Source organism: Saccharothrix sp. DSM 118769, assembly GCF_052936295.1.
Window position 1 is genome coordinate 178,539 of record NZ_CP193627.1, and the last position, 20,626, is coordinate 199,164.

Genomic DNA, 20,626 nt, shown 5'->3' on the forward strand with positions numbered 1-20,626 from the left:
CCGAGGGGTTCCGCCGGGAGGCTTCGCCTAGTCTGGTCTATGGCGCCGCACTGCTAATGCGGTTTGGGGTAACCCCCCATCCCGGGTTCAAATCCCGGAGCCTCCGCAACACCCGGCCTCGGTTGGGTGACAACTGAAGAACGATGCGCTCGTAGCTCAACGGATAGAGCATCTGACTACGGATCAGAAGGTTGCAGGTTCGAATCCTGCCGAGCGCACCAACCCAGAGGTCCCGTGGAATTCCACGGGACCTCTGGTGCATTGGCGACCGCGACCTGTTCGTCGGCGGTGTCGGGCAACCCCGGGGGGCGAGCAACCCCGGAGGCGGTCGGGGCGTGTAACCCACTGATCGACACCGATCACCGGGAGGAACGCATGGGGATCGTCAAGCCGACCGCCGCGGGGGCGCTGGTCGTCGCCGCACTGCTCGCCGGTGCCGGTCCGGCGACGGCGCGGACCGAGGTCGGCGCGCGCGGCGCGCTCTACACGGTCACGGCGTGGCACGACGTCAACATCCGCACCTGCCCCGCGTCGACGTGCGCGCGGGCGGGGTCATTGGTGGCGGGGCAGAGCAGGAAGGTCGAGTGCTGGGTGCGCGGTGAGCGGGTGACCGACGCCGGTATCACCAACGACGTCTGGTTGCAGGTGGACGACGCCGACGAGGACAACGGCGACCTGTGGTCCAGCGCCGTCTACTTCCACGGCAACGAGTACGCGAACGTGCCCCCCGACGCGGAGTGCCCGGACGCGCCGGTGCCCGCCGGGCGTTGAGCCCGGCCACCCGGGGGCCGCGGCGGGAACGCCCGCCGCGGTTCCCGCCGGGCACGGCCTAGTCCGCGACCAGGTCCCACGGCTGGCCCCGGCGGTCCTCGGTCACGGCGACCACGACCCGGTGGTGCGCCGTCACCGCGAGGCCGTTGCCGTCCCGCTCGCGCCACCGGCGCGCGGCGGCGGTGGACTCGGCCGGGGTGAGCGGTTCGTCGAGCAGGGCGAGCAGCAGCGAGCCGCGTGACGGGTCCACCGGGTCGAGCTGCACCCAGCGGCCCCGCGCGGGGCGGCTCGCCACGACGGCGCCGTCGACCGGGGCGGACTCGAAGAGCTGCTCCTCGATGCCGCGCAGGGTCGCGCCGCCGACCTCGAACAGGCTGACCGGCGACGTCCGGTCCGGGCTCGGCCGCCCGGTCACGTCGACCTCCTCCCGCACCGCCGCGACGGGGTGCGCGATGGCCGGCAGCGCGTCCGCGTCCCCGTGCCCGATCGGGCCGGACAGCCAGTCGACCTGGTCGCGCGGCACGAAGAAGTCCGCGGTGACGCCGCCGCCGGTCAGGTACGCCCACGTCATGACGAGCGGGTGGTCGTGCAGGTGCGCCCACGGCAGGAGCCGGTTCAACCGCTCCCGCTGGAGCCTGGTCGACCGCGGCGGGTTGCTCGACCGGCCGCGCGCCTCCCCGGCGAGCAGCACGCCCGGCGCGCGGAACAGCAGGTCGGGGCGCACGCCGTTCTTCCGCGACGACGCGGCGAGCGTCATGGGCAGCGCGTCGAAGCCGCTCAGGGCGTCCGCGCCCGCGGTCCACTCGTAGGCGGACTGGACCGCCGCGGTGAGCATGCCCAGCCCGAACGTCTCGCTCACGAACCGCCGGATGTGCATCGAGCCGGCGCGGAAGTCGTCCTGCCGCAGGGTGAGCCGCCGGGTGGGGTCGGTGCCGAGGTGGTTCTGGAGCAGGCGCAGCTCGTTGACGCGGGTGTCGTACCTGACCCGGGCGGGCGCGGCGGGCGCCATCGCGTTGACGTAGACCAGTTCGGCGATGTTGACCGGCAGCCGCGCGTGCGGCCCGACCGCCTCGACCTCGTCGACGACGGGGTAGCCGTCGGGGCCGGGGCGGGTCGTCCAGCGGAACCGGCGGATGGTCACCACGCTCATCCCGCGAAGCCTAGGCCATGTCAAACATTTTTGACATGGTGTCCGCCGCGCCTGACACTGGCCGTGTCGAGAACAGCTGACGCGGGGAGGGGTCGATGTCGTACGAGGACAAAGGCACCCGGTTCGGCACGGTGCTCCCGCCGGCGCCGGCGGAGGCGCCGCACTCCCGGATCGCCCACGCGATCTGCGCCGTCTTCGCGACCCGGGCGGTGGTGGGCGCCCCGGCGGAGCTCGTGGCCCACCGGCGGGGGTTCTGAGTGGGCAAGCCGACCAGGATCACCAACTCGATCCGGGCGCTGCGGTTCGCGCACGGGGAGATGACCCAGGCCGAGCTGGCCAGGCGGGTCGACGTCACGCGCCAGACGGTCATCGCCATCGAGCAGGGCAGGTACTCGCCGTCCCTGGAGACGGCCTTCCTGATCGCCCGCGTTTTCGGGGTGCCGCTCGGCGACGTGTTCCAGTACCCGGAGGAGGACGGGTGAGGGCGCTGATCACCGACGCGACGGGGCTGCGTCGGCACGTACGCCGTGCAGATCGCCGAGCCGGAGGGGCCGCTCCTCGGCCTCCGGGCGAGGCCCCTGGTGCACCGGGACCGCCTCGACGACCTGGTCGCGCTGCGCGGGCTCGTCGAAGCCGGCAGGGTCACGCCCGTGCTCGACCGGACCCACCCGCTCACCGAGGTCGCACGCGCCGTCGAGGACGTGCGGCGGGGCCGCGTGCGCGGCCGGGCGGTCGTCACGCCGTGGTCCGGGGGCTGTGCCGTGCGCGGGCACAGCCCCCGGGTCGTCACCGGCGAGCCGAGCTGGATCGCGCTGCCCTCGCGCACCGGGTCGGCGACGAGGTCGCCCACGTGGCCGGGCCGTCGTCACCGGCGTTGCGGACGAAGTTGCCGCCCACCACCGACCCGGTGACGCCGGTGCGGAAGCTCAGCGCAACCACCCGGCGGACGCCGTGCGTCAGCCGTGCCCCCGCCCCAGCTCCGCCAGCACCCCGTCGGTGAACGCGGGCCACGCGCCCACCGCCCACTCGCCGAACTTCCGGTCGGTCAGCGCCACGCACGCCGCGCCCGCGTCCGGGTCGATCCACGCGAACGTGCCGCTCTGCCCGAAGTGGCCGACCGTGCGCGGCGAGCTGAGCGACCCCGTCCAGTGCGGCGACTTGCCCGCCCTGATCTCGAACCCGAGGCCCCAGTCGTTCTCCGCCTGCACCCCGAACCCGGGCAGCACGCCGCGCAGCCCCGGGAACACCACCGCCGTCGCCTCGGCCACCAGCTCGGCCGACACCAGCTTCGGCGACTGCACCTCGGCCGCGAACCGGACCAGGTCGGACACCGTCGACGTGCCGCCCGCGCCCGCGTGGCCGTCGAGGCTCGTCGACGCCATGCCCAGCGGCGCGAACACGGCCTCGTGCAGGTAGGTGGCGAACGGGATCGAGGTGGCCCCCTCCACGAAGTCGGCCAGCACCCGGAACCCGGTGTTGGAGTAGATCCGCTTCGTCCCCGGCGCGGCCTGCACGTCGTCCGAGTCGAACGCCAGCCCCGAGGTGTGCGTGATCAGGTGGCGCACGGTCGCGGGCCCGGCCTGCTGGTCCCACTCCACCGCGCCCTCCTCGACCGCGACCAGCACCGCGTACGAGGTCAGCAGCTTCGTCACCGACGCCAGGGGGAAGCGGTGGTCCACCGGGCCGTGCTCGCCCAGCACCTCCCCGTCCGCGCGCACCACGGCCACCGCCGCGGTCTCCACCGGCCACGACGACACAGCCCGCAAGCTCTCCATGCCGCAGACTCTGCCACGTGTCACCACGAGAGCTGGTCGTGCTCGGCACCGCGAGCCAGGTGCCCACCCGCACCCGCAACCACAACGGCTACCTGCTGCGGTGGGGCGCCGAGGGCTTCCTGTTCGACCCCGGCGAGGGCACCCAGCGGCAGATGCTGCGCGCGGGTGTCGCGGCGAGCGACGTGACCAGGTTGTTCGTCACACACCTGCACGGCGACCACTGCCTGGGCGTGCCGGGCGTCGTGCAGCGCCTGTCGCTGGACGGCGCGCGGCACCCCGTGCACGCCCACTACCCGGCCGAGGGCGCCGAGTTCTTCGCCCGGCTGCGGCACGCCACGTCGTTCCACGACACCGTCGACGTCCGCGAGCACCCCGTCACCGGTCCGGGGGTGATCGCCGCCGGACCGTTCGGCACGCTCGAAGCCCGCCGGCTCGACCACTCGCTGCCCGCCTACGGCTACCGCCTGGTCGAGGACGACGGCCGCACGATGGTGCCCGAACTGCTGGCGGCGCGCGGCATCAGCGGCCCGGCGGTCCGCGCGCTGAAGCCGCCGCTGCTGGACGAGGTGAGCGTGCCCCGCCGGGGCCAGCGGTTCGCGTTCGTCATGGACACCAGGCTGTGCGACGGCGCGTTCGAGCTGGCCGACGGCGCGGACATGCTGGTCATCGAGTCGACGTTCCTGCACGCCGACGAGCACTTGGCCACCGAGCACGGCCACCTGACCGCCCGGCAGGCCGCCCGGGTCGCCGCCGAGTCCGGCGTCCGCACCCTCGTCCTCACGCACTTCTCCCAGCGCTACCACGACCCGAGGGCGTTCCACGACGAGGCGGCCGAGGTGTTCGGCGGCACCATCCACGTGGCCGCCGACCTGGACCGGATCAGGGTGCCGAAGCGCCGCGCCGGCTGACCTCCGCCGCCCACTGGTCGCGCACCAGGTCGTCCAGGTCCGAGTGCGCCGGCCGCCACCCGAGCGCCCGCAGCGCCGAGGTGCCCGCGCGCAGCTCGCGCACCTCGCCGGGGTTGGCGGGCCGCCGCACGACCGGCACCGGGCGGCCGGTCACCCGCTCCGCGGCGGCCAGCACGTCGGCCACGCTCGCGGGCGTCGCGCCCACGTTGAGCACCGCGCAGCCCTCGCCGGGGCTGTCGACGGCCACCGCGAACGCCCGCGCCACGTCCCGCACGTGCACGAAGTCGCGCACCGCCGTCCCGTCGCCGTAGACCTCCAGCGCCGGCAGCCGCCCGGACGCCGCCCCGCACGCCCTGGTGACCAGGCGGGTGTCGTCGCGGTCGCCGCCGCCCGCGACGTTGAACAGCCGCAGCACCACCGCGGACACCCGGCCGGACCGCGCGGTCCACGTCACCGCGTCCTCCGCGGCGGCCTTCGACGCCGAGTACGGGTTCGCGGGCGCGCGCGGGGAGTCCTCGGTCAGCACGCCGCCCCCGCCCCCGCCGTACACCGCGGCCGTGGACGCCAGCACGAACCGCGTCCCCGGCGAGGCGGAGCGCAGCAGGGCCACCGTCCCGCCGACGTTCACGTCGAAGTACCGCGACGGGTCGTCGAACGACTCGCGCACGCGGGCCAGCCCGGCGAGGTGCACGACGGCGTCCACCCCGGCCGCGGACCCCGTCCGCACGTCGCCCGCGAACGGCACGCAGTCGTGGCCGGCGGTCCGCAGCTCCGCCGCGACCACCCGTCCGACATACCCCGAAGATCCTGTGACCAGCACCCGCACGGGTGTCATCCCAGCACGGGGCTGCTCCGTCGACGGTCACGGGTCAGGTGGAAATTGACCCTAAAGGTGTGGACCGGTGGGGCCGATACTCCCCATGTGAGTTACCCGTACCCAGCCATGCACACGAGCATCGAGGTCGTGCTCGCGGAGTACGCCGTGCGCGAGGCGAAGCGGCAGCACTTCCTCGAGACCGCCGCGCTGATCGTCGCCGCGGCCCCGTCGTCGCTGGACGACACGCTGGTCGGCCTGACCCTCCCGTTCCCCGCGCCGCCGGGCGCCCGCGCCTTCCTGGGCCGGGTCGACCAGGTGCTCCGCGACGCCGCTCGATGATCTCGCGCGCCACCGCCTGAACCCATCGGAAGCTTTCATCCGGTCGTTGCCGGACCGTGCTGGGCCGTTCCCGCCGGGTGCCTCTACAGTGCGTGGCACCCGGCGCTCGCCGGTCGTCTCGTCTGCTTCTCATAAAGCGAGTTCTCGGCGATGGATCACGTCCTTTCCGCGCTCCACGAGCGCCTCGGCACCCTGTTCGGCGACCGCTTGGTCGTGCTCGCGGGCGGCAGCCGGCTGAGCAGACGCGCGAGCGAGCTGCACCAGCTCGGCGCTCGTCACACGCTCGTGCTGTCGACGGACGACCACGCCCCCCTGCACGACTCCGAGGTGGCGCGCTGGGTGCCGCTCGGCATCGCGGGCGGCTTCGTCGCGGTCGAGCAGAACCGGCTCACCCGGCTGCTGACCTCGCCCAACCGGATGGTCCGCGAGGTCCTCTCCGACTTCGACCCGCGCGGCGAGGCGCTGGTGATCAGCACCCCGTACGTGCACACCCCGGAGTTCGCGGGCCGGCCCGTGCTCAACGCCCGCCGCCCCGAATGGGTGGAACTGGAGAACAAGACGACGATCGACGCGCTGTGGGACGAGCTGTCCGCGCCCCGCGCGCCCGCCGTCGTGCTCGACCTCGACTTCGAGGCCCTGTGGGCGGCCACGCTGGAGCTGGACCGCGGCGCGGGCGTCGTGTGGTCCGGCGACGGCCCGGCGATCAACGGCGGCGCGAACTTCGTGCGCCGCGTCCGCGACCGCGCCGAGGCGCTGGAGGCGTTCGAGAAGTTCGCCCCCAAGTGCCACTTCGTCCGCGTGATGCCGTTCCTGGAGGGCATCCCGGTCAGCGTGCACGGCATCGTGTTCCCCGACGGCACGGCGGTGCTGCGGCCGATCGAGATGGTCGTGCCGCGCCGCGCCGGCCAGGCCCGGTTCCTCTACGCGGGCTGCGCGTCGTACTACGACCCGCCCACCCGCATCCGCGAGGAGATGCGCAACCTGGCCCGCCGCGTCGGCGAGCGGCTGCGCGAGACCGTCGACTACCGCGGCACGTTCACCCTGGACGGCATCGCCACCGCCGACGGCTTCCTGCCGACCGAGATCAACACCCGCTACGGCGGGGCGATGGTGTGCTTCGAGGACGCGCTGCCGCAGCTGCCGCTGTCGCTCGTGCAGGTCGCCCTGGTCGCCGGGCACGACCTGGGCGTGTCGTCCATCGAGTTCGAGGAGCTGCTGGTCGGCGCGGCCGACGGCTACCGGCACGGGACGGTCGGCGCGAACGTGCGCGCGGTCGACCAGGACGAGGTCGTGGAACGCCCGATCGTGTTCACCGAGTGGTCGTGCCGGTTCGCGCACCCCGACGAGGCGCCGCACGGCGTGCTGCGGCTGCGCCCGTCGCCGCTGGGCGCGCGGCTGGAGCTGGACTTCGCGGCCGAGCAGCTGCCGCCGGGCCGCCCGGTGGTGGCGCTGACGGTGGCCGCGTTCGCGCTCGCCGACCAGGAGTGGGGCACGGCGCTCGGCCCGCTGGAGCCGGCCGTGCCGGTCGACGACGAGCAGCCGGCCGCCCCCGTGGTGGAGCTCGACGCCGTCACGGCGTAGTCGTGACGCCTTCCTGGTCGCCGTACGCGGCCAGGAAGGCGTACCGGTACCCCATGAGCTGGAGGGTCACCTCGAACGGCTGGTTGGGCGGGTAGCTCTTGGTCCGGTAGGCGCGCAGCAGCTCCATGTGGCCCTGCGCGGTCGTGCGCAGCAGCAGCGGCGTCACGGGTTCCCCGCTCACCACGTGCCGCGCCACCCGGGCCGCCTGCGCGAGCAGCCGCGGTGAGCGGTCGTCGGACGCGATGGCCTCCGCCACCTCCACCACGTGCGCGGGCACGACCTCCGGCACCGCGATGGCCAGCGCCATCGAGCACGCCACCTCCGCGCCCCCCAGCGTCTCGAACACCTTGGGCGCGCCCTTGGCCACCTCGTAGCGCGTCTGCGTGATCCAGTCCGGCGGCAGCCGGGGCAGCTCGCGGCCCGAGGCGTTCCAGCGGCGGCGGGTGCGCTTGCCGTCGTCGGTGAACCCGGCGCTCGCCAGGGCCAGCGCCGCCAGCAAGAAGATCACCCGATCGCGGCTCGTCGCGGGCACCCGGTAGCTCGCACCCATCTCGACCAGGAACGGCACGGCCCAGGCGCTCGCCTCGGACACCGTGTCCTCGACGAGCAGCCGCTCGACCAGTTCCCTGCACGCCGCCTCGCGCACGGCCCGCTCACCGTCCGCGGCGTTGCGCAGCAGCTCGTCGACACCCGTGCCGTGGGACAGGACGGACCACGGCACGTCTTCCAGACCGCGCAACGGGTCCGGCCGTTGCCAGGCAGGTGGGAGCTCCATGCCGCGCAAGCTACGCGATTTCGCGAACCTGGTACCGCCGGGATCACTCGCGGGTGAACCACCCCGTCACCGTACGATCACCTGGTGCGCGGACCCCGCTTCAAGGTCGTCGACCTGTTCTCCGGTGCCGGTGGCATGAGCCTGGGCTTCCAGGCGCACCGCGACTTCACCATCGTCGGCGCGGCGGACGCGCAGATCGGCAAGCCGTCGTCCCGGCTCGGGTCGTTGCGCTGCAACGGGATCTACCGGGACAACATCGGCGTCGACCCGCTCCAGGTGGACCTCGGCCGGCTCGACCCGTCCGTGCTGCGGCAGGTCTGGGGCCTGGCCCGCGGCGAGCTGGACGTGCTCGTGGCCTGCCCGCCGTGCTCCGGGTTCACCCGCATCTCGCCGAACAACCACCTGCGCGACGACCCGCGCAACTCGCTCGTCGGCCGGGTCGCGGCGTACGTGGCCGAGTTCCGGCCGCGCGTGCTGCTGCTGGAGAACGCCCGCGAGCTGGTGAAGGGCAAGCAGCGCCACCACCTCGACGGGCTGGCCGAGCAGCTGCTGGAGCTGGGCTACGAGGTCGACGCGTCCACCCACATGCTGTCCCGGTTCGGGCTGCCCCAGCTGCGCGAGCGCGCCATGGTCGTCGCGGTCGACAAGGGCGTGGCGCTGCGCACGCTGGAGGACCTGTGGGCCGGGTTCGAGGTCAAGCCGGGCGCGGTGACCGTGCGGCGGGCGATCGGCAAGCTGCCGTTCGTCGAGGCGGGCGAGGCGCACCCGGAGGACGAGGTGCACGTGTCGCCGTCGTTCCGCCGGGACCGGTCGCTGGACCGGATGCGGGCCATCCCGGCGGACGGCGGGTCGTGGGGCGACCTCGTCGGCTCGGCCGCCGAGCTGCTGCTGAACCCGGCGCAGCGCAAGATCATCGAAGAGGGCAAGTGGGGGTCGCACCCCGACGTGTACGGGCGCATGTGGTGGGACGAGCCCGCGCGCACGATCAAGCGCGAGTGCGGGCACGTCGGCAACGGGCGGTACGCCCACCCCGAGCAGCACCGGCTGTGCACCGTGCGGGAGATGGCCCTGCTCCAGGGGTTCCCGCGCAAGTTCCGGTTCGACGTGTCGGTCATCGGCAACGCCTACCGGCACCTGGGCGACGCCGTGCCGCCGCTGATCTCGTTCCAGCTCGCCGCCCTGGTGCGGTGGATGCTGACCGGCGAGCCGCCGGCGGCGAAGGACCTGTGCCTGCCCGGGACGTCCTTGCGCGTGGGGGACATCCGGCCGGTCGCGCCGGCCGCCGCCCTGGTCGCCTAGATCACCGTTCGGCAACGGTGTGGCGTCGAAACGGGAATCCGGGGAATCCCGCGTCTTCTGTGGACGCATCCGCTGAACTGCGGAAACCGAGTTGTCCACAGGGGTGCTCCAGGGCGTTTCGCCTTGTCCCGAAACGGACTTCCGCAGCGGTTCTCGACGCGGTGTCGAACCCGTGGATCATCCACAGTGGAAGTGCCGGTACTGTTCGCGCTGGTGGGAGCCTTGTCCGACAGGGCTAAACCCTTGCCTGAACGAGTGACGCCCGATCGGATAGTGTTCCGGCGATTCTGTCGATCCGGTGTCGGAACCCCGTGCGGAGGCGTTCCACCGGTTCGGCAGCCGCCGCCTTGAACCACACCAACGGGCTACCCTCGCGAGCCTCAAGGAGACACATGGCATCCCGGTTGACTCCCAAGCGCCTCGGGGCCGCGGTCCTCGGCGCCTCGCTGGTCATGTTGACCGCCGCGCTCCCCGCCGTCGCGGACCCGGTGAAGATCGTCCCGGTCGAGCGCGACGACCCGGACTTCGGCAAGTACCACGAAGAGGGCATCGAGCTGGGCCTCAAGGACGAGGAGCGCGAGTGGTTCGACGCGAACCTCATCCCGCTCTACGTCATCGAGAACGGTGAGAAGACCGTCGTCAAGGCGTACTGCGTCGAGCTGCCGACCACGCTCCAGGACGGCACGCCGCTGCACGAGGTGCCGTGGGACCAGCACCCGAACCCCGAGACGAAGTTCGAGCAGAACGCGTCGAAGATCAACTGGGTCCTGCACAACAGCTACCCGCTGCGCGAGACCTCGGTGCTGTCCGAGGCCACCGGCCGCGACATCGACGAGCGCGAGGCCATCGCCGGCACCCAGGCCGCGATCTGGAACCTCAGCGACGGCGCCGAGCTGAAGCCCGGCGAGGCCGCGACCAAGCACGGCGACGCCGAGGTCGACGAGGACGTCCGCGCGGTCTACGAGTACCTGATCGGCGCGAAGAACTCGGGCATCGAGCAGCAGCCCACGCCGACCCTGGAGATCACGCCGGAGGAGCTGGCCGGCAAGGCGGGCGAGCTGATCGGCCCGTTCAGCATCGCCACCACCGCCGAGTCCGTCGTGCTGGAGGCCGACCTCCCGCAGGGCGTCACGCTCACCGACAAGGACGGCACCCCGCTGAAGCCCGCCGACGGCGGTTTCACGGCGCAGGCCGAGACGAAGGTCGTCGAGTTCTTCGTCAAGGTCGACCAGGGCGTCGAGCCCGGTGAGGCCAAGGTCTCCGTCAAGGCGAACGCCCAGCTCCAGCACGGTCGCCTGTTCGTGTCGGTCGACCCGAACCTCAAGACCCAGTCCGTCGTGGTCGCCAAGCCGACCGAGGTCCAGGTCGAGACCGAGGCGAAGGCCAAGTGGGTCGAGGGCGTCGTCGTGACCACCACGACCGCCGCGCCGACCACCACCACGACCACCGAGACCACGACCACCACCGCGCCGACCACCACGACCACGGCCGTGGCGTCCGGCGGCGGCAGCGACGACGACCTGGCCAACACCGGCGCGTCGATCTTCGTGCCGCTGCTGATCGGCATCGGCCTGCTGGGCGCCGGTGCGGCCGCCCTGCTGGTCGTGCGCCGCAAGCGCACCGCCTGACGAGCACCTCCCGGAACGGCCCCCTCGGTGCTCACCGAGGGGGCCGTGCCGTTTGCCGCTGGGGCCGCGGGGGCGGTTCGGGTAGCCTGCGACTGGAGTGCGAAGGAGCACCATGAACTTCGACGAGATCAAGAACAAGGCGTCCGAGCTGCTGGAGCAGAACCACGGGGCGGTGGACGCGGGCATCGACCAGGCCGCCGGGTTCATCGCCGGCAGGTTCGGCCACGAGGACCAGGTCAAATCGGTGGCCGAGAAGGCCAAGGACATCCTTCCGGGTGGAGCGTGAACTCGTCCAACACGGCTGAGCGGGCCGCCACGACCGGTGAGACCCGTTCTCCTGCCGCACACATGACGACCTGGCAGGGCTACGACGTGCCCAGGCTGGAGCAGGTGCGCCTGCTCCTCTCGGAGTGCAAGCTCCGCGCCTCGGGCCGCCTGGTCACCGCCGGTCCGGCCGAGCAGTTCAGCGGCTCGTACGAGGTGTCGGTCGGCGAGACCGGCGCCGTGAAGCGGGTCCTGCTGCGCACCGCGACGGTGTCCGAGGAGCGGCACGTCTCGATCAGCCGCTCGTCCGAGGGCGGCTGGCTGGTCGACCACGGCCAGGGCGCCGAGCAGGCCGACTTCGAGGGCGCGGTGGACGTGGACGTGCAGTTCGCGGTCCTGTTCAACGCGATCCCGATCCGCCGCCTCAACCTCCAGGCGGAGGAGGGCGAGCACGAGGTCCCGGTGGTCTACGTGACGCTGCCCGACCTGTCGGTCCAGCTGGTGCGCCAGACCTACCGCACGGTGTCGATCGGCGAGGACCGCTCGGTGGTGTCCTTCACGCACGGCGAGTTCCAGCAGGACATCACGGTCGACCGGGCGGGCCTGGTCGTCGACTACCCGCGCATCTCGTACCGGATCTGACCAGCGGTCCCGTTCCCCGGTCCTGATCACCACATCGGGTGCGCAATCGCTTGCGCGTGCGCGGGTGGCGCAACGATGGTCGGGTGAGCACACACGTCTTCGTGGACGAGTCCCGCCGCGCCGACCACCTGCTCGTGTCGACGACTCCACGGGCGGGCTCGTCGACGTCGGCCCTCTTCGCGAGGGCACGGGTGCGCGCGGCGAGTCCGCGTCGTGGGTGGTGGGAGCCGTTCGCGCGGTCGTCACAGCGCGAAGCCCTGGCTCCCGCCGTCCGACGGGCCTACCAGGGCTCACTTCCTCGGCCTAGCGGCCTCGGCTGAGGAAGAACCTACCAACCCGCCGCCGCCGACGCCGTCCCTCGACCAGGTGATCTACACGCGCACCGCGATCGCCATGCCCTGACCCACCCCCACGCACGCCGCCGCCACGCCGAGACCACCGCCGCGCGCCCGCAGGTGGCGGCACAGGTCGACCACGACCCGCGGCAGGGAGGCGCCCAGCGGGTGGCCGTACGCGATCGCCCCGCCGTGCACGTTCACCTTCTCCGGGTCCACCTCGGGCAGGTGGTGCAGCACGGACAGCGCCATCGCCGCGAACGCCTCGTTGACCTCCCACAAATCGACCTCGGCCGCCGCGACCCGCAGCCGCCCCAGCAGCTTGCGGACCGCCGCGACCGGGGCCACGGTGAAGTGCCGGGGGTCGTCCGCGGTCACCGCCGAACCCAGGAACTCGCCCAGCGGCTCGACGCCCAGCTCCGCCGCCACGTCCTCGGTGCCCATGAGCACGGCCGCCGCGCCGTCGCCGAGCGGCGACGAGTTGCCCGCCGTCACCGGCCCGTCCTCGGAGAACGCGGGCTTCAGCTTCGCCAGCCGGTCCGCCGTGGTCTCCGGCCGCACGGACTCGTCGCGCCGCACGGGCGGGTCGTCGGGCAGCCGCACCGGGAACACGAACCCGTCGTGCACCCCCGCGTCCCACGCCGCCGAGGCCCGCCGGTGCGACCGCAGCGCGAAGGCGTCCATCTGCTCGCGCGTGATGCCGAGCCCCGCGGCGACGTCCTCGGCCGCCCGCCCCAGCGGCACGGTCCACTCGGCCCTCATCCGCGGGTTCACCAGCCGCCAGCCCAGCACCGTCGACACGGGTTCGAGCCGGTCGGGGAACGGCCGGTCCGGTCGCGGCACCACGAACGGGGCCCGCGTCATCCCCTCCACGCCGCCCGCCACCAGCAGCGACGCGTCACCGAGCGCCAGCGCCCGCGCGGCCTGCACGATCGCCTCGCCGCCGGAGGCGCACAGCCGGTTGACGGTCACCCCCGGCACGGACGTCGGCAGCCCGGCCAGCAGCGCGGCCATCCGCCCGACGTTCCGGTTCTCCTCGCCGGCCCCGTTGGTGTTGCCCAGCAGCACGTCGTCGATCCGCGCCGGGTCCACGGCCGGGTGCCGCCGCAGCAGCTCGACGATCGGCAGCGCGGCGAGGTCGTCCACCCGGACGCCGGACAACCCGCCGCGGTAACGGCCGAACGGGGTGCGGGCGGCGTCGAGCAGCAGTGGGCGCGGCATGCACCCAATACTCTCACTGGCCGAGGAAGAAGGGGATGAACGCCGAGGTGGGGTTGGTCCCGGTGGCGGTGCCGAACAGCCGCACCTCGATCATGTGCGGCCCGAGCGACAACCTGCTCGTGTTCAGCGCGAACCGGTACTCCCCGGCGATCCCGGGTCCGTCGGCGGCGGTGGGCACCACGGCCACCCGCTCGTCGTCGACGCGCACGCTGAACCCGGCCAGGCCGGCCAGCGGCTCACCGGGCCGGCCCGACAGCAGCAGGTCGAGCACCAGCCGCCCGCGCCGCACCGCCGCGCCCTCGGGCACGACCGTGCCGCTCGCGTCGAGCACGGTGCCGGTGACGCGGGCCGGCTTGAGCTCCAGCCTGGCCAGGGGCAGCGACCCGGTGGTCGGCGGCGCGCCGGTCGCGGTGCCGGTCAGCTCCAGGTCGACGTGCGACACCTGCATCCGCGTCGCGGTCACCAGGGTCGCGTACAGCTCGCCGCCGGTCCCCCTCAACGCCTCCGCCGGCAGGTCGGCGACGACCGCGTAGGCCACGCCCGGCCGCCACGGCGCGCCCTCCACGGCGGGGCGCAGCGGTACCGCCACGCCCGCCACCGACAGGGTGAGCCGCGGCGCCTGCGGCGACTCGTCGGAGTGCAGCACCGCCATCCGCAGCTGACCGCCCGTCACACCGGGCAGCGCGGCCTGCGACCAGGTCGTGGGCGCCTCGGCCGCGACCACGACCTCCACCCGCGGTCCCGGCACCAGCGGCGGCGGGGACGCCGGGGCCGCGTCGAACGCGACCAGGCTGAACGCCGCCCGCTGCCCGGTCGGCCCGGACACGGACACCAGCGCCGTCGCCTCGGTCCAGGTCGGCACGGCCGGGCTGGTCGCGACCTCGACGCCGTCCAGCACGACCCGCGTGCCGCCGCGCCCCAGCCCGAGCTCCCACCGGTGGCTGATCCCGGCCTCCAGGGCGGGCACCTCGCGGACCGCGGTCGTCGCCGCGCCGTCGGCGGTGAGCACCCGCACGGACGTCGAGCCGTTGCCGGTCGCCACCCGCAGCCGCACCGCGCCCGGCGGCAGGACGTCCCCGCTGACCAGCGACACCGGGCCGGGCACGAGGTCGAGCAGCAGCTCGCCGTCGGGGCCGGGCGCGTCGGTCTCCACGACCAGCCGCCCGGAGCCGTCGTCGAGCCGGAACGGGGTCCGCGACCGCAGCGTGGCGGGCGACGCGGCGCAGTTGCTGCTCACCACCAGCCGCTGCCCGTCGTCGCCCCGGCCGGGCGTGGCCCGCGCGCAGTTGCCGCGCGACGCCAGCCGCCACCGCGTCGGGTCGGGCGCGTCCGGCTGGTCGAACCGGTCCACCAGCTCGTGGTCGTCGACCGTGCCGCGCGGCGTGCCGGAGGACCGCGCGGGCGCCGAGCGCCGGCCGTGCGCGTCCACCGCGAACACCTCGACCCGGTACTCCTCCCCGTCGGTCAGCCCGTCGAGCTGCGTCACGAGGTCGGTGACGAACTTCGCCCGCCCGTCACCCCACCGCACCTCGTAGCCGGGCGCGTCGCCGCTCCACCTCAGCTGCAACCGCCGCGGCCCGGACGACACGGTCAGCGCGGTGGGCGTGGCGGGCGGGTCGCCGGGGTCGGGCACCAGCACGCCGTCCGCGGCGAACGGCGCGAGCGAGGTCGGGGGCGGCGCGGACGTGGCCGTCGCCCCGGGCGACCCCCCGTCGTCGGTGGTCCGCAGCACCGCGACCACCCCGGCGAACAGCACCACACCCGCGGCGACGAGCGCGATCCGGCGACGGTCCATGGCGCCAAGCTAGGCGGCCCGGTGATCGGGGTCACCAGGTCGTTGCGGAGCCGAGACCTACAGGGGCCGGATCTCGAACGACCGCTCCGCCGACCGCACGCCGCGCCCCTCGTCCACCGGGAGCACGCGCACCGCCACCGCGTGCCCGCCGCTGGGCACGTCGGCGAGGTCGACGGTGAACTCGTGCCGCCCGCCCGCCGACCCGTTCGTGGGCAGCGCGACGACCCGTTCGCCGTCGAGGTCCAGCTCCAGGCCCCGCACGGCGGCGACCTCGCGGCCCCGCGGTTCGACCAGGTCGACCACCACCCGCACCGCGCCGCCGGACGGGACCCGGTCGGGCGGGCCGGACTCGTGCACGACCGACAGCGACGGCCTCGGCACCTCCGCCGGGGGCGCGCCGCGGTCGACGAGCCGGGGCAGCGGTCGGTCCGCGTCCGGGTCGTCGGCGACGACGAGGTGCGCGGAGGAGACCGTGATGCCGCCCGGCGCGCGCAGCCGCACCCGCGGGTTCCGCTCGGGCCAGGGCAGCGGGAAGTCGGCGTAGACGAGCGTGGCCCCGTCCCCGCCCACCCCCGGCGCGGACGAGGCGGTCGCGCTCCGCGACCCCAGCTCCACGGTGACCGGCCCGTCCCGCCCGGCGACCACCTCGGCCACCACGCGCACCGACGAGGCGCGCTCCAGCCGCTGCGTGGCGACGTTGCCCGGGGACACCGCGTCGCCCTCCGGCGCGGCCGGCCCGAGCTGCACCACGGAGGCGGGGGACGGGCTACCCGGCACGCCACCACCGACACCGCCACCGACACCGCCGACGCCGACGCCGAACGAGTCGACGCGCGTGTGCCGCGCGTGCCGGAACGCCAGCCGGGGCGCGACCACCGTCCACGGCACCGCCACCGAAGCTGCGGCCACCACCTCGCCGTCGCGCAGCGCCACCACGGCGTCGGGCAGCACGCGCAGCTCCCAGCGGTGCCGGACACCCGGCGTGGGGGCCTTCGGCGCGGTCCCGACCGGCACCACCCGCTGCGTCGCCGGCACGCCCGCGCCCACCGCGAACGCCGCCCCGAGCGGTGTGACGCGCAGGACCACCGAGCCGGGCGGGTAGGGCTCGGCGAGGTGCCCGAGGTCCTGGAACGGCGCGGGCAGCAGCGCCACCAGCAGCTCGCCGGCCTCGCCCGGCTCACCCACCGGGCCGTCCGAGGTGAGCACGACCCGGCCCACCGCGCCGTCCCCGGCCGGGGCGCCGAGCCGCACCGGCACGTTGGACTGGAGGTCCAGCTCGGCGCAGGTGACCTCCAGCCTCGGGCCGTTGAGCGGACCCAGGCTCAGGCAGTCGACCCCGCCGTCGAACACCCGCCAGCGGCGCGGGTCCAGCGCCGCCGGGCCGTCGAACACGTCGACCGGCGCGACCAGGGGCTCGTGCGCGGTCTCGTCGTGCGCCGACCCCGGCACCGCCCGCGCGGTCGCGGGCCCGGAGCGGTTGCCCATCCTGTCCAGGGCGCGCACCTCGACGGCCACCTCGGCATCCGCGTCGAGCCCGACCAGCTCCGTCTCGGTGCCCTGGACCAGGCGCTCCAGGCCGTTCCAGGAGACCGCGAACCCGCCGCGCCCCAGCCGGTCGCCCGGCGTCCAGGCCACCCGCAGGCTCGTCGCGTCCACCGCGGTGAGCACCAGGTCGGTGGGCGTCCGGAGCGGCAGGTCGTCCGGGAGGTGCTCGACGCGGTCGTCCAGCACGCGGTCGAAGGCGGGCGGCGGCGGGGGAGCGGACTCGGCGCGCAGCACCGCGACCGCCCCGACCACGAGGGCCAGGCCGCCGACGACGGCGATCAGCCTGCCGCGCCCCACCGCCCGCTCCTACGGGGTGCGCGCGTGCGCGGTCGTGCCGTCCAACCCGACGACCCGCCCGCCGCGCGCGCCCAGGTCGCGCAGGGCCGCCAGGGCGCCGGGCGAGGTCAGGTCGACGGTCGTCGCGCCGGTCGGCTCCGGCCGGTCGTCGAGGACCCGGCGCGCGGTGTGACCGGCCTCGATGGTCTTGGCCAGGCCGCCGGTGGAGGCCAGGCTGCCGCGCGCCGCGCCGAGCCTGCCCAGGGCGTCGTCGACGGCCACCAGCAGCGCCCCCCGGTTGCCCTCGCACATCGCCCGGACCAGCTCGGGCCGGCTGCCCGCGACCCGCGTGCCGTCGCCGAACGAACCCGCCGCCAGGGAGAGGGCCAGCGGTCCGCCGTCCGCGCCGACGCTGGCCAGCACGGCGGCGAGCACGTGCGGCAGGTGCGAGATCCGGGCCACGGCGGCGTCGTGCTCGGCCGCCGACGTCGGCACCACGTGCGCCCCGGTGGCCAGGGCCAGCCCGGTGACGTCGGCGACCACGTCCGGGTCCGCGCCGTCCTCGGCGGCGACCACCCACGCGGCGCCCCGGAACAGCCCCGCGTCGCCCGCCGCCCAGCCGGACGCGCTGGTGCCCGCCATCGGGTGCCCGCCGACGTACCGGGCGTGCGGCGCGACCCGGGCGACGAGGTCGGCGACCGGTCCCTTGACGCTGACCACGTCGGTGAGCCGGACCCCCTCCGGGAGCGCCCGCAGCACGTTCTCCACAGCCGGCAGCGGAACGGCGACGACGACGAGCGCGTCGTGCTCGCGTGCGCGGTCGAGGGCGCCGGCGAGCCCCAGCACGTCGAACCCGTCCGCCCGCGCGGCCTCGGCGTCGTCGGCCGAGGCGGTCGCGCCCCAGGTCACGCGCCCGGCGGCGGCCGCCGCGCGCAGCACCGAACCACCGATCAAGCCCAGCCCGACCACGCACACGTTTCGCACGGCGCACATCCTGCCGGCGATCGGCCCGCGACCCCTCCGCCGACGGCCCGCGGGAGTTGTCCACAGGTGGCGTACCGGCCGTGGCGCCACCCGCGGACCTCCGGCACGGTCGTGGCATGGACACCACGCCCCGCCTGCCCGCGCCCCGCCTGCCCGCGCTCCCCCTACCGGAGCGCGTCGAGGGCGAACGCCGAGTACACGACCACCCCGTGCTCCATCGCCGCCTCGTCGAACAGCACGCGGCTGGAGTGGTTGGCCTCCGCGTGCTCCAGCGCGACCCCGCGCGGGCAGGCGCCCAGGAACGAGATGGCCCCCGGCACCTCCTGGAGGACGTAGGAGAAGTCCTCCGCGCCCATCAGCGGGTCCTCCATGGGCGCGGCCCAGCGCGCGCCGAGCGCCGCCGTCGTGACGTCCAGGACGTGCGGGCCCACCTCGGCGTCGTTGACCGTGACCGGGTAGCCGGGCACGACGGTCACCTCGGCCGTGCAGCCGTGCGCGGCCGCCACGTGCCGGGCCACCTCGGGCAGCTCGCGGCCCACGAACGCCCTCGTGTCCTCCGACAGCGTCCGGATCGTGCCCTCCACCAGGGCGGTCTCCGGGATGATGTTCGTGGTCGTCCCCGCGACGACCCGGGCGACCGTGACCACGGCCGGCTGGTGCACGCTGATCCGCCGCGCCACGAGCGCCTGGAGCGCGCCGACCAGCGCGGCGGCGGCCGGCACGGGGTCGATCGCGTCGTGCGGCATGCCGCCGTGCCCGCCCCGCCCGGTCACGGTGACGTGGAAGGTGTCCGCCGAGGCCATCGTCGGGCCGGGGCGGGAGACGACGACGCCGGACTGCAACGTCGAGCTGATGTGCAGGGCGAACGCCTTCTCCACCCGCGTGCCCGCGGCGTCCAGCACGCCCTCGTCCAGCATGTGCCGCGCGCCGTGGTGGCCCTCCTCACCGGGCTGGAACATGAACACCACCTGCCCGGCCAGCGCGTCGCGCCGCGCGGACAGCAGCCGCGCGGCGGAGGCCAGCATCGCCACGTGGGTGTCGTGCCCGCAGGCGTGCATGGCACCGTCGACCTCGGAGGCGTACGGCAGGCCCGTCTCCTCCCGCAGGGGCAGTGCGTCCATGTCGCCGCGCAGCAGCACCGTCGGGCCGGGCCGGTCGCCGCGCAGCACCGCCGTGACCGAGCTGCACGACCGGCCCGTGGTGACCTCCAGCGGCAGGCCGGCCAGCGCGTGCCGCACCGCGGACTGGGTCGCGGGCAGGGCCAGGCCCTGCTCGGGGTGCCGGTGCACCTGCCGCCGCAACGCCACCGTCCTGGGCTGCAACGAGCGCGCGGCCTCCACCAACCCGGTGAACCGGGGATCGGAAGAGGTCGTCCTGGCGATGGGTGGAGTTGTGCTCATCCCACGATGGTGGCACCGCGCGCACCCGGCCGCCCGCGGCCGAGGCCCCCGTGCTACCGGGTGCGTGCGCCTGGCCCTACGGTGTGCACATGGCACACCAGGAGCCGGTCAACGGCTTCGCTGTCGCGGTTGTCCGGGAGGACGGCCGTTGGCGGTGCAGCAGGATGGACAGCTCGGCGCTGTCGGAGCTCGACGCGGCGATCACGGAACTGCGCCAACTGCGCTCGACAGGTGCCGTGTTCGGGCTGCTGGCCGTGGACGACGAGTTCTTCATCGTCCTGCGCCCCGTCCCGGGCGGCGTCTCGCTGCTGCTGTCGGACGCGGCCGCCGCCCTGGACTACGACATCGCGGCGGACGTCCTCGACCTCCTCCGGGTCGACCCCCCGGACGAGGAGGACGAGGAGCTGTGGCCGGAGGGCGACCTCGCGGTGCTCGCCGACGTCGGGATGCCCCAGCACGAGCTCCAGGTGATCGTGGACGAGGTCGACCTGTACCCGGACGAGCAGCTGCAGATGATCGCGCAGCGCTGCGGCTTCGGCGACGAGTTCACCAAGCTCCTGGACACCATCCAGGCGTGACCGCGCACACCCCGTTCGACGAGGCCGCCGTGGAGGCCGCCCTGGCGGTCGCCGCCGAGGCGCCCGCGACGGGCGACATCCCCATCGGCGCCGTCGTGTACGGCCCGGACGGTCGCGAACTGGCGCGTGCCTGCAACGCCCGCGAGGCGCTGGGCGACCCGACCGCCCACGCCGAGGTGCTGGCCCTGCGCGCCGCCGCCGCCGTCCTCGGCGACGGCTGGCGCCTGCTCGGCTGCACCCTCGCGGTGACCGTGGAGCCGTGCACGATGTGCGCGGGCGCCCTGGTCCTGGCCCGCGTGTCGCGCGTCGTGTTCGGCGCCTGGGAGCCGCGCACGGGCGCGGCGGGCTCCCTGTGGGACGTCGTGCGCGACCGCAGGCTCAACCACCGCCCCGAGGTCGTCGGCGGCGTCCTGGAGGCGAGGTGCGCCGCCCTGATGGAGTCGTTCTTCGCCGACCGCTGAGCCGGCCCCTCGCCGCCACGGCCCCGTTCCCGCAGGCAGGAGCGCTGCGGACCCCCCGTTTGGGGCACGGTCCGCGGTCTTG

Annotated in this window: 22 protein-coding genes and 2 tRNA genes; 15 read left to right on the plus strand and 9 right to left on the minus strand. The window is 74.6% G+C overall.

The genetic code is table 11. From position 1 onward, the window contains the following. The first annotated feature begins 16 nt into the window (after positions 1-16). From ACRAKJ_RS00870 to ACRAKJ_RS00880, 3 genes are all read left to right on the plus strand, one after another. Positions 17-106 (plus strand) — tRNA-Ser (locus ACRAKJ_RS00870). 39 nt (positions 107-145) lie between these two features. After that, positions 146-221 (plus strand) — tRNA-Arg (locus ACRAKJ_RS00875). A gap of 154 nt (positions 222-375) precedes the next feature. Further along, positions 376-771 (plus strand): hypothetical protein, encoded by a 396-nt coding sequence (locus ACRAKJ_RS00880; RefSeq protein ID WP_438922438.1) that lies wholly within the window; start codon positions 376-378, stop codon positions 769-771. Positions 772-829: 58 nt separating this feature from the next. On the opposite strand, the gene ACRAKJ_RS00885 is transcribed toward ACRAKJ_RS00880, so the two are convergent. Next, on the minus strand, positions 830-1,921 hold the full coding sequence (locus ACRAKJ_RS00885) for a hypothetical protein (RefSeq protein ID WP_438922437.1): 1,092 nt from the start codon (positions 1,919-1,921) through the stop codon (positions 830-832). 95 nt (positions 1,922-2,016) lie between these two features. Here ACRAKJ_RS00885 and ACRAKJ_RS00890 point away from each other — a divergent pair, with 95 nt between their 5' ends. From ACRAKJ_RS00890 to ACRAKJ_RS00900, 3 genes are read left to right on the plus strand one after another with little or no spacing between them, the layout of a single operon-like run. Next, a complete protein-coding gene (locus tag ACRAKJ_RS00890; protein WP_438922436.1) occupies positions 2,017-2,178 on the plus strand; it encodes a hypothetical protein in 162 nt (53 codons plus the stop codon). Further along, positions 2,179-2,403 (plus strand): helix-turn-helix domain-containing protein, encoded by a 225-nt coding sequence (locus ACRAKJ_RS00895; protein ID WP_438922435.1) that lies wholly within the window; start codon positions 2,179-2,181, stop codon positions 2,401-2,403. A 45-nt stretch (positions 2,404-2,448) separates the two neighbouring features. Further along, entirely contained in the window at positions 2,449-2,832 is a 384-nt protein-coding gene (locus ACRAKJ_RS00900; protein ID WP_438922434.1) for a zinc-binding dehydrogenase, read from the plus strand. A gap of 45 nt (positions 2,833-2,877) precedes the next feature. Here the strand turns inward: ACRAKJ_RS00900 and ACRAKJ_RS00905 are convergent, their stop codons facing one another. After that, positions 2,878-3,696 carry a serine hydrolase gene (locus ACRAKJ_RS00905; protein ID WP_438922433.1) on the minus strand — a complete coding sequence of 273 codons (819 nt, stop codon included), beginning with the start codon at positions 3,694-3,696 and terminating at the stop codon, positions 2,878-2,880. A 17-nt stretch (positions 3,697-3,713) separates the two neighbouring features. On the opposite strand from ACRAKJ_RS00905, the gene ACRAKJ_RS00910 reads away from it, so the two are divergent. After that, on the plus strand, positions 3,714-4,604 hold the full coding sequence (locus ACRAKJ_RS00910; protein WP_438922432.1) for a ribonuclease Z: 891 nt from the start codon (positions 3,714-3,716) through the stop codon (positions 4,602-4,604). Here the strand turns inward: ACRAKJ_RS00910 and ACRAKJ_RS00915 are convergent. Beyond that, positions 4,576-5,439: an NAD-dependent epimerase/dehydratase family protein gene (locus tag ACRAKJ_RS00915; RefSeq protein WP_438922431.1), complete on the minus strand. Its 864-nt coding sequence runs from the start codon at positions 5,437-5,439 to the stop codon at positions 4,576-4,578. The genes ACRAKJ_RS00910 and ACRAKJ_RS00915 overlap by 29 nt on opposite strands. Positions 5,440-5,547: 108 nt before the next feature. Between ACRAKJ_RS00915 and ACRAKJ_RS00920 the strand changes: the two genes are divergently transcribed. Together ACRAKJ_RS00920 and ACRAKJ_RS00925 are read left to right on the plus strand one after the other, a co-directional pair. After that, complete coding sequence (locus tag ACRAKJ_RS00920) at positions 5,548-5,760, plus strand: hypothetical protein (RefSeq protein ID WP_438922430.1); 213 nt, start codon at positions 5,548-5,550, stop codon at positions 5,758-5,760. Between the two features lie 150 nt (positions 5,761-5,910). Beyond that, the gene (locus tag ACRAKJ_RS00925) at positions 5,911-7,341 is read left to right on the plus strand and encodes a hypothetical protein (protein WP_438922429.1); all 1,431 of its coding nucleotides are present in this window, start codon (positions 5,911-5,913) and stop codon (positions 7,339-7,341) included. On the opposite strand, the gene ACRAKJ_RS00930 is transcribed toward ACRAKJ_RS00925, so the two are convergent. Beyond that, on the minus strand, positions 7,331-8,116 hold the full coding sequence (locus tag ACRAKJ_RS00930; RefSeq protein ID WP_438922428.1) for a hypothetical protein: 786 nt from the start codon (positions 8,114-8,116) through the stop codon (positions 7,331-7,333). The two genes, ACRAKJ_RS00925 and ACRAKJ_RS00930, sit on opposite strands and share 11 nt — an antisense overlap. A gap of 84 nt (positions 8,117-8,200) precedes the next feature. On the opposite strand from ACRAKJ_RS00930, the gene ACRAKJ_RS00935 reads away from it, so the two are divergent. The 4 genes from ACRAKJ_RS00935 (at position 8,201) to ACRAKJ_RS00950 (ending at position 11,949) form a co-directional block, all read left to right on the plus strand. Continuing rightward, a complete protein-coding gene (locus tag ACRAKJ_RS00935; RefSeq protein ID WP_438922427.1) occupies positions 8,201-9,415 on the plus strand; it encodes a DNA (cytosine-5-)-methyltransferase in 1,215 nt (404 codons plus the stop codon). A gap of 392 nt (positions 9,416-9,807) precedes the next feature. After that, positions 9,808-11,043 carry a thioester domain-containing protein gene (locus ACRAKJ_RS00940; RefSeq protein WP_438922426.1) on the plus strand — a complete coding sequence of 412 codons (1,236 nt, stop codon included), beginning with the start codon at positions 9,808-9,810 and terminating at the stop codon, positions 11,041-11,043. 112 nt (positions 11,044-11,155) lie between these two features. Continuing rightward, complete coding sequence (locus ACRAKJ_RS00945; protein ID WP_438922425.1) at positions 11,156-11,329, plus strand: Rv0909 family putative TA system antitoxin; 174 nt, start codon at positions 11,156-11,158, stop codon at positions 11,327-11,329. Positions 11,330-11,391: 62 nt separating this feature from the next. After that, positions 11,392-11,949 carry a putative glycolipid-binding domain-containing protein gene (locus ACRAKJ_RS00950; protein WP_438922424.1) on the plus strand — a complete coding sequence of 186 codons (558 nt, stop codon included), beginning with the start codon at positions 11,392-11,394 and terminating at the stop codon, positions 11,947-11,949. Positions 11,950-12,320: 371 nt separating this feature from the next. On the opposite strand, the gene ACRAKJ_RS00955 is transcribed toward ACRAKJ_RS00950, so the two are convergent. From ACRAKJ_RS00955 to ACRAKJ_RS00975, 5 genes are all read right to left on the minus strand, one after another. After that, the gene (locus ACRAKJ_RS00955; protein ID WP_438922423.1) at positions 12,321-13,505 is read right to left on the minus strand and encodes an acetyl-CoA C-acyltransferase; all 1,185 of its coding nucleotides are present in this window, start codon (positions 13,503-13,505) and stop codon (positions 12,321-12,323) included. Between the two features lie 13 nt (positions 13,506-13,518). Then, the gene (locus tag ACRAKJ_RS00960) at positions 13,519-15,300 is read right to left on the minus strand and encodes a hypothetical protein (protein ID WP_438922422.1); all 1,782 of its coding nucleotides are present in this window, start codon (positions 15,298-15,300) and stop codon (positions 13,519-13,521) included. A 57-nt stretch (positions 15,301-15,357) separates the two neighbouring features. Beyond that, the gene (locus ACRAKJ_RS00965; protein WP_438922421.1) at positions 15,358-17,142 is read right to left on the minus strand and encodes a hypothetical protein; all 1,785 of its coding nucleotides are present in this window, start codon (positions 17,140-17,142) and stop codon (positions 15,358-15,360) included. A gap of 9 nt (positions 17,143-17,151) precedes the next feature. Continuing rightward, positions 17,152-18,105, minus strand: a complete 954-nt coding sequence (locus tag ACRAKJ_RS00970; protein WP_438922420.1) for a prephenate dehydrogenase — start codon at positions 18,103-18,105, stop codon at positions 17,152-17,154. A 164-nt stretch (positions 18,106-18,269) separates the two neighbouring features. Beyond that, the gene (locus ACRAKJ_RS00975; RefSeq protein ID WP_438922419.1) at positions 18,270-19,505 is read right to left on the minus strand and encodes an amidohydrolase; all 1,236 of its coding nucleotides are present in this window, start codon (positions 19,503-19,505) and stop codon (positions 18,270-18,272) included. An 89-nt stretch (positions 19,506-19,594) separates the two neighbouring features. On the opposite strand from ACRAKJ_RS00975, the gene ACRAKJ_RS00980 reads away from it, so the two are divergent. Both ACRAKJ_RS00980 and ACRAKJ_RS00985 read left to right on the plus strand, forming a co-directional pair. Next, entirely contained in the window at positions 19,595-20,083 is a 489-nt protein-coding gene (locus tag ACRAKJ_RS00980) for a tRNA adenosine deaminase-associated protein (protein ID WP_438922418.1), read from the plus strand. After that, positions 20,080-20,544 (plus strand): deaminase, encoded by a 465-nt coding sequence (locus ACRAKJ_RS00985; RefSeq protein WP_438922417.1) that lies wholly within the window; start codon positions 20,080-20,082, stop codon positions 20,542-20,544. The genes ACRAKJ_RS00980 and ACRAKJ_RS00985 overlap by 4 nt, the downstream gene beginning before the upstream one ends. Positions 20,545-20,626 lie beyond the last annotated feature (82 nt).